The sequence below is a fragment of the Jejuibacter sp. L23 genome (assembly GCF_050815825.1).
GTDB lineage: Bacteria > Pseudomonadota > Gammaproteobacteria > Enterobacterales > Enterobacteriaceae > Jejubacter > Jejubacter calystegiae.
On record NZ_CP138199.1, the window covers coordinates 3,673,490 to 3,688,487 of the forward strand.

General features: G+C 56.2%; 10 protein-coding genes. 6 read left to right on the top strand and 4 right to left on the bottom strand.

Translation table 11 applies throughout. The features are described from left to right. The first annotated feature begins 234 nt into the window (after positions 1–234). Positions 235–1,557 carry a TIGR00366 family protein gene (locus tag SCU88_RS17535; RefSeq protein ID WP_175341183.1) on the top strand — a complete coding sequence of 441 codons (1,323 nt, stop codon included), beginning with the start codon at positions 235–237 and terminating at the stop codon, positions 1,555–1,557. 61 nt (positions 1,558–1,618) lie between these two features. Here the strand turns inward: SCU88_RS17535 and gyrA are convergent, their stop codons facing one another. Further along, the gene (gyrA, locus tag SCU88_RS17540; RefSeq protein WP_138098512.1) at positions 1,619–4,261 is read right to left on the bottom strand and encodes a DNA topoisomerase (ATP-hydrolyzing) subunit A; all 2,643 of its coding nucleotides are present in this window, start codon (positions 4,259–4,261) and stop codon (positions 1,619–1,621) included. Positions 4,262–4,419: 158 nt separating this feature from the next. Here gyrA and ubiG point away from each other — a divergent pair, with 158 nt between their 5' ends. From ubiG to yfaE, 4 genes are all read left to right on the top strand, one after another. Beyond that, the gene (gene ubiG, locus SCU88_RS17545) at positions 4,420–5,139 is read left to right on the top strand and encodes a bifunctional 2-polyprenyl-6-hydroxyphenol methylase/3-demethylubiquinol 3-O-methyltransferase UbiG (protein WP_175341184.1); all 720 of its coding nucleotides are present in this window, start codon (positions 4,420–4,422) and stop codon (positions 5,137–5,139) included. 368 nt (positions 5,140–5,507) lie between these two features. Next, entirely contained in the window at positions 5,508–7,793 is a 2,286-nt protein-coding gene (nrdA, locus tag SCU88_RS17550) for a class 1a ribonucleoside-diphosphate reductase subunit alpha (RefSeq protein ID WP_175341185.1), read from the top strand. A gap of 54 nt (positions 7,794–7,847) precedes the next feature. Beyond that, the gene (nrdB, locus tag SCU88_RS17555; protein WP_175341186.1) at positions 7,848–8,981 is read left to right on the top strand and encodes a class Ia ribonucleoside-diphosphate reductase subunit beta; all 1,134 of its coding nucleotides are present in this window, start codon (positions 7,848–7,850) and stop codon (positions 8,979–8,981) included. 2 nt (positions 8,982–8,983) lie between these two features. Next, a complete protein-coding gene (gene yfaE / locus SCU88_RS17560; RefSeq protein WP_138098520.1) occupies positions 8,984–9,241 on the top strand; it encodes a class I ribonucleotide reductase maintenance protein YfaE in 258 nt (85 codons plus the stop codon). A 64-nt stretch (positions 9,242–9,305) separates the two neighbouring features. Here yfaE and glpQ read toward each other — a convergent pair whose 3' ends face one another. The 3 genes from glpQ to SCU88_RS17575 form a co-directional block, all read right to left on the bottom strand. After that, entirely contained in the window at positions 9,306–10,376 is a 1,071-nt protein-coding gene (gene glpQ, locus SCU88_RS17565) for a glycerophosphodiester phosphodiesterase (protein ID WP_175341187.1), read from the bottom strand. Beyond that, a complete protein-coding gene (gene glpT / locus SCU88_RS17570) occupies positions 10,373–11,734 on the bottom strand; it encodes a glycerol-3-phosphate transporter (RefSeq protein WP_138098524.1) in 1,362 nt (453 codons plus the stop codon). The genes glpQ and glpT overlap by 4 nt, the downstream gene beginning before the upstream one ends. Positions 11,735–12,064: 330 nt before the next feature. Then, complete coding sequence (locus tag SCU88_RS17575; protein WP_175341188.1) at positions 12,065–13,267, bottom strand: nicotinamide mononucleotide deamidase-related protein YfaY; 1,203 nt, start codon at positions 13,265–13,267, stop codon at positions 12,065–12,067. 277 nt (positions 13,268–13,544) lie between these two features. Between SCU88_RS17575 and SCU88_RS17580 the strand changes: the two genes are divergently transcribed. Then, positions 13,545–14,990, top strand: coding sequence for a catalase (locus tag SCU88_RS17580; protein ID WP_175341189.1), 1,446 nt, complete (start codon positions 13,545–13,547; stop codon positions 14,988–14,990). Positions 14,991–14,998: the final 8 nt, after the last annotated feature.

Consider the following 14,998-nt stretch of genomic DNA (forward strand, 5'->3'; position numbering starts at 1 on the left):
GCGTCCTTAATACCTCTGGAGGAATGCGGATAAGGTATCCGCAAACGCCTTCTCCCGCAACGCCAGGACTCCCATTCCTGTGGCCGATTTACTTTGCCGCCCGTCGACAAAGCCCGCCTGAATCACACAATTAATAAAACTTTCTTTAACTATTAATTAACATTTACCACACTGCATCCCATACGTGGCCCGCAGTCGGGCGCCGCTTTTCAGCAAACTGACAGGAGAAACCTGATGCCCGGGCGTATTTCATACCTGATGACGCGTCTGGTCAGCCGCTGGCTGCCCGATCCGCTCATTTTCGCCATGCTGTTAACCCTGCTGGTCTTTGGGCTGGCGCTATGGCTGACCCCCGTCACGCCGGTTTCGCTGGTAGGCATGTGGGGCGACGGTTTCTGGAATCTGCTGGAGTTCAGCATGCAGATGGCGCTGATTGTAGTGACCGGCCACGCGCTGGCCAGCTCCGGCCCGGTCAGGCGCCTGTTGCGCAGCACCGCATCGCTGGCAAAAACGCCGACCCAGGGTGTGATGCTGGTCACTTTCTTCGGCTCCGTCGCCTGTGTCATCAACTGGGGATTCGGACTGGTGGTCGGCGCCATGTTCGCCCGGGAAGTCGCGCGGCGGGTAGCGGGTTCCCATTATCCGTTGCTGATCGCCTGCGCCTATATCGGTTTTCTGACCTGGGGCGGCGGTTTTTCCGGATCGATGCCGCTGCTGGCGGCAACACCCGGTAATCCGGTGGAGCACATCGTCGGCCTGATACCGGTCAGTCAGACGCTGTTTACCGGTTTTAATCTGTTTATCACCCTGGCACTGATTGTGGTGATGCCGCTGGTGACCCGGATGATGATGCCCGCGCCGCACCAGGTGGTAACCATCGATCCCGAACTGCTGCGTGAAGAGGCCCCGACCCGCAAGACCCTGGCTACCGACGCGACTCCTGCCGAACGTCTGGAAGAGAGCCGCCTGCTGGCGCTGATTATCGGCGCGCTCGGTATCGCCTTTCTGGTTATCTGGTTTATCGGCCACGGCTTTAACATCACGATCGACACCGTCAATCTGATGTTTATGATTGCCGGACTGCTGCTGCACGGCACGCCAATGGCCTATATGCGTGCCGCCGTCGCGGCGGCGCGCAGCACTGCCGGGATCCTGATTCAGTTCCCCTTCTATGCCGGTATTCAACTGATGATGGAACACTCCGGCCTCGGTGGCCTGATTACCGAATTTTTTATTCGGGTCTCCAGTCAGGACACCTTTCCACTGATGACCTTTTTTAGCTCGGCATTAATCAATTTCGCGGTACCTTCCGGCGGCGGCCACTGGGTGATTCAGGGCCCCTTTGTGATGCAGGCCGCTCAGGAGCTGGGCGCTGATATGGGCAAATCAGTAATGGCTATCGCCTATGGAGAACAGTGGATGAATATGGCTCAGCCATTCTGGGCGCTGCCTGCGCTGGCCATTGCCGGGCTGGGAGTGCGCGATATCATGGGGTTCTGTATGACCGCCCTGCTCTTCTCAGCGCCGCTCTTTATTATCGGCCTGCTGCTGTTCTGAACGCGCGTATAAAAAAACCGGCCAGGTCTCCCCGGCCGGTTTATCACGTCAACTAAACCAATCAGGCGTTATCGTCGCCTTCGGCATCAGCGTCATCATCGCTGTCGGTTTCCGGCGCGATTTCATCTTCGCCTTCCGCCACGCTACCGTCGATAGCGTCCAGCTCTTCGTCATCCACCGGCTCAGCCACGCGCTGCAGACCCACTACGTTTTCATCTTCCGCGGTACGGATCAGAATCACGCCCTGGGTATTACGGCCCACGATGCTCACTTCGGAAACCCGGGTACGCACCAGGGTACCGGCATCGGTGATCATCATGATCTGGTCGCAGTCATCCACCTGAACCGCGCCCACCACGTGACCGTTACGCTCGGTCACCTTGATAGAGATAACCCCCTGAGTGGCGCGGGACTTGGTCGGATACTCGCTCACGGCAGTACGCTTACCGTAGCCGTTCTGCGTGACGGTCAGGATAGCCCCTTCGCCGCGCGGAACAATCAGCGATACCACACGGTCGCCTTCGGCAAGCTTAATGCCGCGTACGCCGGTAGCGGTACGACCCATGGCGCGCACGGCGTCTTCCTTAAAGCGCACCACTTTACCGTGAGCGGAGAGCAGCATCACTTCGTCGCTGCCATCGGTCAGGTTCACGCCAATCAGTTCGTCGCCATCGTTCAGATTCACGGCGATGATACCGGCACTACGCGGACGGCTGAACTCGGTCAGGGCAGTTTTCTTCACGGTACCGCTGGCGGTTGCCATAAAGACGTTGACCCCTTCCTCGTATTCACGCACCGGCAGAATAGCGGTAATACGTTCGTCCGCTTCCAGCGGCAGCAGGTTGACGATAGGTCGACCACGGGCGCCGCGGCTGGCTTCCGGTAGCTGATAGACCTTCATCCAGTACAGACGACCGCGGCTGGAGAAGCAGAGGATGGTGTCGTGGGTGTTGGCCACCAGCAGCCTGTCGATAAAGTCCTCTTCCTTTATACGGGCAGCAGATTTGCCCTTACCGCCGCGACGCTGAGCTTCGTAATCGGTAAGCGGCTGATACTTCACATAGCCCTGATGAGACAGGGTGACGACCACATCTTCCTGGCTTATCAGGTCTTCGATGTTGATGTCAGCGCTGTTGGCGGTGATTTCGGTACGGCGGTTGTCGCCGAACTGATCGCGAATCAGCTCCAGCTCTTCACGAATCACTTCCATCAGGCGCTCGGCACTGCCAAGGATGTGCAGCAGTTCGGCAATCTGTTCCAGCAGCTCTTTATATTCGTCGAGCAGCTTTTCGTGCTCCAGGCCGGTCAGTTTCTGCAGACGCAGATCCAGAATCGCCTGAGCTTGCTGTTCGGTCAGATGATATTTACCGTCACGAATACCATATTCCGGCTCCAGCCATTCGGGGCGTGCCGCGTCGTCGCCAGCACGCTCCAGCATGGCGGAGACATTACCCAGATCCCAGGCTTTCGCGATAAGACCCGCTTTGGCTTCGGCCGGGTTCGGCGCCCGGCGAATCAGTTCGATGATCGGGTCGATATTGGCCAGGGCGATCGCCAGACCTTCCAGGATATGCGCACGATCGCGGGCCTTACGCAGTTCGAAAATGGTACGGCGGGTCACCACTTCGCGGCGGTGACGGACGAAGGCTTCCAGTATCTCCTTCAGGGCCATGATCTTCGGCTGACCGTGGTGCAGCGCGACCATGTTGATCCCGAAAGAGACCTGAAGCTGGGTCTGGGAGTAAAGGTTGTTCAGCACCACTTCACCCACGGCATCGCGTTTCACTTCAATAACGATGCGCATCCCGTCTTTATCGGATTCGTCGCGCAGGGCGCTGATCCCTTCGACGCGCTTATCTTTTACCAGTTCGGCGATCTTTTCGATCAGACGCGCTTTGTTAACCTGGTAGGGAATCTCGTGAACGATGATGGTTTCACGCCCGGTTTTCGCGTCGGTTTCCACTTCCGCGCGCGCGCGAATGTAGATCTTACCGCGACCGGTACGGTAGGCCTCTTCGATCCCGCGGCGGCCATTGATAATGGCGGCGGTGGGAAAGTCCGGCCCGGGGATGTGCTCCATCAGCCCTTCAACGCTGATGTCTTCATCATCTATATAGGCCAGGCAGCCGTTAATGACTTCGGTCAGGTTGTGAGGCGGAATGTTGGTCGCCATCCCCACCGCGATACCGGAAGAGCCGTTAACCAGCAGATTAGGGATCTTAGTCGGCATCACATCAGGAATTTTCTCGGTACCGTCGTAGTTATCCACGTAGTCGACGGTATCTTTTTCCAGATCGGCCATCAGCTCATGGGCGATCTTCGCCAGGCGAATCTCGGTATAACGCATCGCTGCCGCGGAGTCGCCGTCAATGGAGCCGAAGTTACCCTGGCCATCGACCAGGGTATAGCGCAGGGAGAAAGGCTGCGCCATACGAACAATGGTGTCATAAACAGCGGAATCGCCGTGGGGATGGTATTTACCGATTACGTCACCAACGACACGGGCCGACTTTTTGTAGGCTTTGTTCCAGTCATTTCCCAGTACGTTCATGGCGTACAGGACGCGACGGTGAACCGGTTTGAGGCCATCGCGGACGTCCGGCAGTGCACGGCCAACAATGACCGACATCGCGTAGTCCAGGTAAGAGTTCTTAAGCTCTTCCTCAATATTGACCGGTGTAATTTCTCTGGCAAGGTCGCTCATGTAACCGCTATCCCTCTGTTGTATCCCGGATTTAAAGGTCAAAAATTATAACACAGCCCTGGCGGCTCAGGTAAGCAGGATAGCGCTCTCCCGGCGCTTTATTCAGGCGCCCGGCCTGATATACTCGCTTTTACAACAAAGAAGGAGTGTGAACCGCCATGAATCAAGAAAACGCGCCGCTTTCACCCAATGTCGATCGGGATGAGATTGCCAAATTCGAAGCGGTCGCCTCCCGCTGGTGGGATATGGAGGGGGAATTCCGCCCCCTGCACCGCATTAACCCCCTGCGTCTGGGCTATATTTGCGAACGCGCGGGCGGCCTGTTTGGCAAGAAAGTGCTGGATGTCGGCTGCGGCGGCGGCATTCTGAGCGAAAGCATGGCCCGGGAAGGCGCCACGGTCACCGGTCTGGACATGGGCGCCGAGCCGCTGCAGGTGGCGCGCCTCCACGCGCTGGAAAGCGGTATCCAGGTCGAATACGTTCAGCAAACCGTGGAACAGCATGCCGACCAGCATCCTCAGGCCTATGACGTAGTGACCTGCATGGAAATGCTGGAGCACGTGCCGGATCCGCAATCGGTGGTCAACGCCTGTGCACGCCTGGTAAAACCCGGTGGCCACATCTTCTTTTCGACCATCAACCGTAATGGCAAAGCCTGGCTGATGGCGGTGGTCGGCGCGGAATATATTATGCGCATGGTGCCGCGTGGCACCCACGACGTGAAGAAATTTATCAAGCCGGCGGAGCTGGTTGGCTGGGTGGGTAGCAGCGGGTTACGGGAAAAACATATGACCGGCCTGCACTATAACCCGCTGCGCGATCGCTTTTCCCTGGGTCCCGGCGTGGATGTTAACTATATGTTGCATACAACGGCCTGAGCTGTTCATTCCGGCACCCGAAAGGTGCCGGTTTTCTCCAGGACTTTTACCTGGTTTCAGAATGGATTTTTCCTGGCAGGGCTAAGAATTCAGCACTCGATCAAATTTTCATTTTTTTTTCCAGGTCATTGACAACCCGCCCGGCCCTTACGTGGCGTGGACTTAGCGAAATCCCCTACCTGACAACCCCAATTTGATAACAAAATCAATACTTGTTCTCCCGAGATTCCTTACTAGAATACTCACCATATAGCGGTTCATTTATCTTCAACCCCCTACATATAGTATTTATCCACAGAGTTAGTCACAGGGCTGCTTCTGTGAATAAAACGGGGGATATTTTCATCTCACGGACAGGTATTTCCCACATGAATCAGAGTCTGCTGGTTACAAAACGTGACGGTCGCACTGAGCGCATTAATCTGGATAAAATCCATCGGGTACTGGATTGGGCGGCAGAGGGGCTGAATAACGTCTCCATCTCTCAGGTTGAACTGCGTTCCCAGATCCAGTTCTACGACGGGATGAAAACCTCCGATATCCACGAGACCATGATCAAAGCGGCGGCAGACCTGATTTCCCGCGAAGCGCCGGACTACCAGTACCTGGCTGCGCGTCTGGCCATCTTCCATCTGCGTAAGAAAGCCTACGGCCAGTTCGAACCGCCGAAGCTTTACGATCATGTATCCAAAATGGTGGAAATGGGTAAATACGACCGCCACCTGCTGGAAGACTATACCAGGGAAGAGTTCGAGCAGTTGGATGGCTTTATCGACCACTGGCGCGATATGAACTTCTCCTACGCCGCGGTAAAACAGCTGGAAGGTAAATACCTGGTCCAGAACCGCGTGACCGGCGAAATCTACGAAAGCGCCCAGTTCCTCTATATTCTGGTTGCCGCCTGCCTGTTCTCTGGCTATCCGCGCGAAACCCGTCTGGACTACGTGAAGCGCTTCTATGACGCGATTTCCACCTTTAAGATCTCGCTGCCGACGCCGATTATGTCCGGCGTACGTACCCCGACCCGCCAGTTCAGCTCCTGCGTGCTGATTGAGTGCGGCGATAGCCTGGACTCCATTAACGCCACCTCCAGCGCCATTGTGAAATACGTGTCCCAGCGCGCCGGCATCGGCATCAATGCCGGTCGTATCCGCGCCCTGGGCAGCCCGATCCGCGGCGGCGAAGCGTTCCACACCGGCTGTATTCCGTTCTACAAGCACTTCCAGACGGCGGTGAAATCCTGCTCCCAGGGCGGAGTTCGCGGCGGTGCCGCCACCCTGTTCTACCCGATGTGGCATCTGGAAGTCGAAAGCCTGCTGGTACTGAAAAACAACCGTGGTACCGAAGCTAACCGCGTCCGTCATATGGACTACGGGGTGCAGATCAACAAGCTGATGTATACCCGCCTGCTGAAAGGCGGCGACATCACGCTGTTCAGCCCGTCCGATGTGCCTGGCCTCTACGACGCCTTCTTCGCCAATCAGGAAGAGTTCGAGCGCCTGTACGTGCAGTACGAAAATGACGGCAGCATCCGTAAGAAGAGCATTAAGGCCGCAGAGCTGTTCTCTCTGATGATGCAGGAACGCGCCTCTACCGGCCGTATCTACATCCAGAACGTGGATCACTGCAACACCCACAGCCCGTTCGACGCCCAGGTGGCGCCGGTTCGCCAGAGCAATCTCTGCCTGGAGATCGCCCTGCCGACCAAACCGATGGACGACGTGAACGACGAAAACGGCGAAATCGCGCTGTGCACCCTTTCCGCCTTTAACCTGGGCGCCATCTCAAGCCTGGACGAGCTGGAAGAGCTGGCCACCCTGGCGGTACGTGCGCTGGATGCCCTGCTCGACTACCAGGATTACCCGATTCCGGCAGCGAAACGCGGCGCAATGGGCCGTCGTACTCTGGGTATCGGCGTTATCAACTTCGCCTACTACCTGGCGAAGCACGGCGTCCGCTACTCCGACGGCAGCGCTAACAATCTGACTCACAAAACCTTCGAAGCTATCCAGTACTGGCTGCTGAAAGCCTCTAACGAACTGGCGAAGGAACAGGGCGCCTGCCCGTGGTTCAATGAAACCACCTACGCGCAAGGCGTGCTGCCCATCGATACCTATAAAAAGGATCTCGATGCCATCAGCAACGAGCAGCTGTACTGCGACTGGGAGGCTCTGCGTGAATCCATTAAGACTCACGGCCTGCGCAACTCGACACTCTCTGCCCTGATGCCGTCTGAAACCTCTTCGCAGATTTCGAACGCCACCAACGGTATCGAGCCGCCGCGCGGCCACATCAGCATTAAGGCCTCGAAAGACGGCATTCTGCGCCAGGTGGTGCCGGAATATGAGCGTCTGAAGGATAACTATGAGCTGCTGTGGGATATGCCGGGCAACGACGGTTACCTGCAGCTGGTAGGCCTGATGCAGAAGTTTATCGATCAGTCGATTTCCGCCAACACCAACTACGATCCCGTACGCTTCCCGTCAGGTAAGGTGCCGATGCAGCAGTTGCTTAAGGATCTGCTGACCGCCTATAAGTTCGGTGTGAAGACGCTCTACTATCAGAACACCCGCGACGGCGCGGAAGATTCTCAGGACGACCTGGCGCCTTCCATCCAGGATGATGGCTGCGAAAGCGGCGCTTGCAAAATCTGATATCAGGGGGCGGGCTAACCTGCCCCTGTTTTTCGTATCACAGGAACAAATAACATGGCATACACCACATTTTCACAGACGAAAAACGACCAGCTAAGCGAACCGATGTTTTTCGGTCAGCCGGTCAACGTGGCCCGCTTCGACCAGCAGAAATACGAGATTTTCGAAAAGCTTATCGAGAAGCAGCTCTCTTTCTTCTGGCGTCCGGAAGAGGTGGATGTCTCCCGCGACCGCATTGACTATCAGAGCCTGCCGGATCACGAGAAACATATCTTTATCAGCAACCTGAAATATCAGACCCTGCTGGACTCCATTCAGGGCCGTAGCCCGAACGTCGCCCTGCTGCCGCTGATCTCGATTCCGGAACTGGAAACCTGGGTGGAAACCTGGGCCTTCTCAGAAACCATCCACTCGCGCTCTTATACCCATATCATCCGGAACATCGTCAACGATCCGGCGCTGGTGTTCGACGACATCGTCACCAACGAAGAGATCCTCAAGCGCGCGAAGGATATCTCCACCTACTACGACGGCCTGATTGAGATGACCAGCTACTGGCATCTGCTGGGCGAAGGCACCCACAACGTTAACGGCAAGACCGTCACGGTTAACCTGCACGAGCTGAAGAAAAAGCTCTACCTGTGTCTGATGAGCGTGAACGCCCTGGAAGCGATTCGCTTCTATGTCAGCTTCGCCTGCTCCTTCGCCTTTGCCGAGCGCGAACTGATGGAAGGCAACGCCAAAATCATCCGGCTGATCGCCCGTGATGAGGCGCTGCACCTGACCGGCACCCAGCATATGATCAACCTGATGCGTAGCGGCGTAGATGACCCGGAAATGGCCGAGATTGCCCGTGAATGCCAGCAGGAGTGCTACGATCTGTTTGTTATGGCGGCGCAGCAGGAAAAAGAGTGGGCCAACTATCTGTTCCGCGACGGTTCGATGATCGGCCTGAACAAGGATATTCTGTGCCAGTACGTTGAGTACATCACCAACATTCGTATGAATGCAGTGGGCCTGGATATGCCGTACGACAAAGCCCGCTCCAACCCGATCCCCTGGATCAACGCCTGGCTGGTGTCTGACAACGTTCAGGTCGCGCCTCAGGAAGTGGAAGTCAGCTCTTACCTGGTCGGTCAGATCGATTCCAATATCGACGCCGACGATCTGAGCAACTTCCAGCTCTGATTATGGCTTTCCGTATCCTCCTTCGCCACAGCGGCACCCAGCTCCAGTGCCAGGACGAACACCCGTCGCTGCTGGCGGCGCTGGAATCGCACCAGGTCGATGTGGAGTATCAGTGCCGCGAAGGCTATTGCGGCGCCTGTCGTACCCGATTGATCGCCGGCCAGGTTAACTGGTTGAGTCAGCCGCTGGCCTTTATTCAGCCCGGCGAGATACTGCCCTGCTGCTGCCAGGCTACAGGCGATATCGAAATCGAGATGTGACTGATTAAGGTCAGAAAAAACGCCAGTCGGTGCATACCGACTGGCGTTTTTTTATGGTCGTTGCTTATTTATCAAGAAAAGCGCGGGCCTTATCGGGGAAGTCGCTGAACAGGCCGTCCACGTTATCCCGGTTATAGAGCAGGTCGAACAGCTGATTGACGTCGCTCACATAGTCCGGTAAATCATCGGCGCGTACCGTATAAGGGTGTACCACCATATTACTGGCGTGGGCCTCTTTCACCATCGCGGTCAGGCGAATGTTGCCTTTGGTTGAGCCCTCTTCTACCAGCATATGGTAATCGGGGCCAATACCGTCGGCATATTGCGCAATCTGCTTCATGGCGCCGGGTTTAAACATCCAGTCGTAGCTGTAATTCACCCATTTACCGTCCGGCTGTTGCTGCTGGGTTTCATTCCAGTCGGTATAAGCGATAAGCTGCACCAGTTTCAGGTTCATACCGCGTTGCGGCTCCAGGGTATTTTTAATCCGCTTAAGCTCATTCGCATCAAAGCATTGCAGATAAACCTTATCCTGTGGACCGGTATAGCCATACTGTTTAAGAACATCCAGCACCTTCGCCGCAATATCCTTGCCTTCCTGATGATGGAACCAGGGCGCCTTAATTTCCGGATAGATGCCCATATTTTTACCGGTGGAGTGATTCAGACCCTGAATAAACTCCAGCTCTTCCTGAAAGGTGTGAACCCGAAAATCCGACTTATTCATCGGGAAGCGGCCGGGATAAGTCTGCACCTGCTTACCGTTTTCGATATCGAACCCTTCGGTAAACTTCAGCGACTTAATTTCCGCCAGGGTGAAATCAATGGCGTAATAGCGCCCGTCCTTACGGGCCCTCCCCGGAAAACGCTTAGCCACATCGGTGACCCGGTCCAGATAGTGGTCGTGTAGCACCACCAGTTGATCATCTTTGGTCATCACCAGATCCTGCTCAAGGTAATCCGCACCCTGAGCATAGGCCATCGCCTTGGCCGGTAGCGTATGCTCCGGCAGATAGCCGCTGGCGCCGCGATGGGCGATAACGAGCTTATCCTGTGCCTGAGCCGCCGCACCCACCATCATACCGGCAACCACGATACCTATACCGACGCCTGCCAGTCGTCGTTGGAATATCATCCTTTGTTCTCCTGTTTTGCCTGCATTTCACGATGGTGCTTATGTTCACCTATCATCACGACCAGCAGCAGAAGTACCGCCAGCACGCTGCCGCCAATCATCACCATAAAGCCGCCATCCCAGCCGAAGAAGTCGACGGTATAGCCGACTATCGCACTGGCGGCCACTGAACCACCCAGGTAGCCGAACAGCCCGGTAAAGCCTGCCGCAGTCCCCGCCGCCTTCTTGGGCGCCAGCTCCAGAGCATGCAGACCAATCAGCATCACAGGACCATAAATCAGGAAGCCGATAACGATCATACAGGTCATGTCGATTCCCGGATTTCCGGGGGGGTTCAACCAGTACACCACCGTGGCGATGGTCACCAGAGTCATAAAGAAGACGCCGGTAGCGCCGCGATTGCCTCTGAACACCTTATCGGACATCCAGCCGCACAGCAGAGTCCCGGGAATACCGGCATACTCATAGAAGAAATAGGCCCAGGAGGATTTATCCAGCGCGAAGTGCTTCACCTCTCTCAGGTAAGTTGGCGACCAGTCGAGAATGCCGTAACGCAGCAGATAGACAAAAACGTTCGCGATAGCGATGTACCACAGCAGGCGGTTCGGCAGAACGTACTGCATAAAGATCTGCTTCGCCGTCAGCTCCTGCTCGTGCTCCTGGCTGTAATCGTCCGGATAGTCGTTCTTATACTCTTCAATCGGCGGCAGGCCGCAGGATTGCGGCGTATCGCGCATCATGGCGAAAGCGAACAGCGCGACCAGAATGGCGGCGAAAGCGGGCATATACAGGGCCGCGTGCCAGTCGTTGAACCAGGCCATCCCCAACAGAAACAGCAGCGGTGGAATACCGCCGCCCACGTTATGGGCGCAGTTCCAGACCGAAACGATGCCGCCACGCTCTTTCTGGGACCACCAGTGCACCATGGTACGCCCGCACGGCGGCCACCCCATTCCCTGGAACCAGCCACACAGGAACAGCAGTACGAACATCACGGCAATGCTGGACGTCGCCCAGGGTACAAATCCCATAAACAGCATCACGGCGGCGGCAAGAATTAACCCCGCCGGCAGAAAAACGCGCGGATTCGAGCGATCGGAGACCGAGCCCATAATAAATTTGGAAAAACCGTAGGCGATGGAAATGCCGGAAAGCGCAAAACCCAGATCGCCGCGGGAAAAACCCTGCTCTACCAGATAAGGCATCGCCAGCGCAAAGTTCTTACGCACCAGGTAATAAGCGGCGTAGCCGAAGAATATCCCCATAAAAATCTGCCAGCGCAGACGACGATAAACCGGATCGATTTTTTCAGCCGGTAGCCTCGCCTTATGCGCGGCGGGTTTAAAAATAGTTAACATGTAGCCTCCGTGGCGTTTTATTTCTGGCAATTCACTGATTATTTTGATTATTAACTGATTAAAGAATAATCAATTTTCTTTTTCGAGCGTAATAATAGTGAATACGAGCATATTTTAATGTGAAACATCGCACATTGTGTTACATATTTATTAAAAAATGACGACAGCGCCCAGAAAACCACACAATCCCCATTACCAATTGCGCGTTTTCGCTCACAAAAAAACAAAAAATCATTATTAAAATACCCAAAACGGGTGACAGGGAACTTTCTGGCGGTCGAAAAACAACATATTGGAAATAGCCCCGGAATGATTCTCCGGGGCGACAGGTCAGGAAGGAAAACGCGACTCCACCTGGATCCAGCTATGGCTGGCCTCCAGCGGCAGCCCTTCCAGCCAGCGGCGTAGCATGTTCTGCGCCATCATGGCGCACACCTGTTGAAGGTCGCGCTGGCTGTAGCGCCGACCGTTAAGCGAAATCTTCAGCCCCTGGCTCCCCTCAGGCGTATGTAGCACCAGATTCAGATGCTCTTCCTGCCGGGCTCCCACCACCAGCGCGAGATCGCTCTGAGTTTGTTCTGCAAACCGGGCCGCTCGTGCCGCGCTCTGTACCAAAGTTTCCGGTTGAGATGGCGGCGCCAGAACTTCCCCCGCCTGTAGCGTCACGCCGCCCTCCCCCAACTGCCAGCACAGCAGGCCACCGGTAAACTGTTCGCTGACCGCAAGCCGCAACTCCCGAGCCGCAAGCAGCCCGGCAAGCCGTGCAGCCAGGCCGTCTGTACCTTCAAAAATCAGGCTATCACCCGCCACTCGCCGCACCTCCTGCCACAGCGTCATCATCTGTGTACGCATGGCATCCGGGCCTGTTAGCTTCAGTTCGATAATCGGCATGGCAGAGCGGTAACCCAGCGTCACACCCTGTGGGCGCGGCAGGGTATCCAGCGCCTGAGCCAGCTCGCTCTCACCGCGCCCAAAGGTGGTCAGGCGCAGGCAGAGCGGTGGCGCAGGCAGTTCAAAGCAGCGACGCAGCATCGGCAGGATCTGTTGGGCCACCATGGTTTTAAACTCGCTGGGAACGCCCGGGGTAAAGCAGAGCAGACAGCCATTCAGCCGCATCGCGAAGCCGCAGGCGGTGCCCACCGGGTTGTCGATGACCTCACTCCCCTGCGGAATCAGCGCCTGCTTGCGATTAGCGGGCGACATCTCGCGACCGCGGGAAGAGAAGTAACGCGCCATGGTCTCCAGCCAGCCGGCATCCTCCACCAGCGCCACACCTGCGGCACGGGCCGCCGCCTCGGCGCTGAGGTCGTCGCTGGTCGGCCCCAGACCGCCGTTAACGATGAGTACGTCGCACTCCCGGCTACGACGCTGCAAAGCGCAAACCAGCGCTTCCAGATTATCCCCTACGGTACTACGCCCGCTCATCGGCAACCCCTGTTCGAACAGGTAATCCGCCAGCCAGGCGGCATTGGTATCCACAATCTGCCCATACAGCACTTCATCGCCAGTGGAGAGCATTTCTACTTTTATCATCGTTCGGTCCCGCACAAATAAAGAGTTCCACTATAGCCTGGCGGTCAGCCTGAATAACCTCCTGCGCCTGGATATTTCAAAATCCAGGCCTTATCCCAGCCCGGAAGTGCAGAAAAATCCTTATTTTTATGATGATTATGACAGGCAGGGAAAATAACTGTGATAGAGAAAGCCAAATTGCGTGCGATCAACAACCAGGACAACAATAAGGCGTAGCGTGATCCGTCATAAACGGAAAATTAACAACCCACCCGATTTTATCCCAGGGAGACAATCGATGAGCAAGAAAGGCTTAACTACTGGCGCAGGCGCCCCTGTGGCTCACAACAATAACGTAGCGACCGCAGGCCCGCGTGGCCCCATGCTGCTACAGGATGTCTGGTTTCTGGAAAAGCTGGCGCACTTTGACCGTGAAGTGATTCCCGAACGCCGCATGCACGCCAAAGGCTCCGGCGCTTACGGCACCTTTACCATCACCCAGGATATCAGCCGCTATACCCGTGCCAAAGTCTTCGAGCAGGGGAAAAAGACCGAATTTTTCATCCGTTTTTCCACCGTTGCCGGTGAACGTGGCGCCGCCGATGCCGAACGCGATATCCGCGGTTTCGCCATCAAATTCTATACCGAAGAAGGCAACTGGGATCTGGTGGGCAACAATACCCCGGTGTTCTACCTGCGTGACCCGCTGAAATTCCCGGATCTCAACCATGTAGTGAAACGCGATCCGCGTACCAACCTGCGTAACCCAACTTATAAGTGGGACTTCTTCTCTCAGCTACCGGAATCCCTGCATCAGTTGACCATTGACTTCAGCGATCGCGGCCTGCCGCGCGGCTACCGCTTTATGCACGGCTTTGGTAGCCACACCTACAGCTTTATCAATGCCGATAACCAGCGCTTCTGGGTGAAATTCCACCTGCGCTGCGAGCAGGGTATTGAAAACCTGATGGATGACGAAGCCAAACGCCTGGTGGCCGAAGACCGCGAAAGCTCCCAGCGCGATCTGTTTGAATCTATTGAAAAAGGCGACTTCCCGCGCTGGAAGTTCTACATTCAGGTGATGCCGGAAGCCGACGCCTCTAAGGTACCCTACAACCCGTTCGATCTGACCAAAGTCTGGCCGCATGCCGACTACCCGCTGATTGAAGTGGGCGAACTGGAGCTGAACCGCAACCCGGACAACTACTTTGCCGAAGTCGAGCAAGTTGCCATGTCTCCGGCCAACATCGTTCCCGGTATCGGCTTCTCGCCAGACCGTATGCTGCAGGGCCGTCTGTTCTCCTACGGCGATGCTCACCGCTATCGCCTGGGCGTGAATCATCACCAGATCCCGGTCAACGCCCCGCGCTGCCCGTTCCACAACTATCACCGCGACGGCGCCATGCGCGTTGACGGTAACAGCGGTAACGGCGCGACCTACGAGCCGAACAGCTTTGGGGTATTCCAGGAACAGCCGGATTACAGCGAACCGCCGCTGTCGCTGGAAGGCGCCGCCGATCACTGGAACCACCGGGAAGATGACGACTACTTCAGCCAGCCGCGCAAGCTGTTTGAACTGCTGAGCGAAGAAGAGCATCAGCGGATGTTTGGTCGTATCGCCGGCGAACTGGCGCAGGTGCCGGAATTTATTCAGGAACGCCAGATTGGCCTGTTTACCCAGGTGCATCCGGCCTACGGCGCGGGCGTCGCAAGCGCGCTGGAAGCGCTAAAAGCACAGAAGTAATTCCCGCC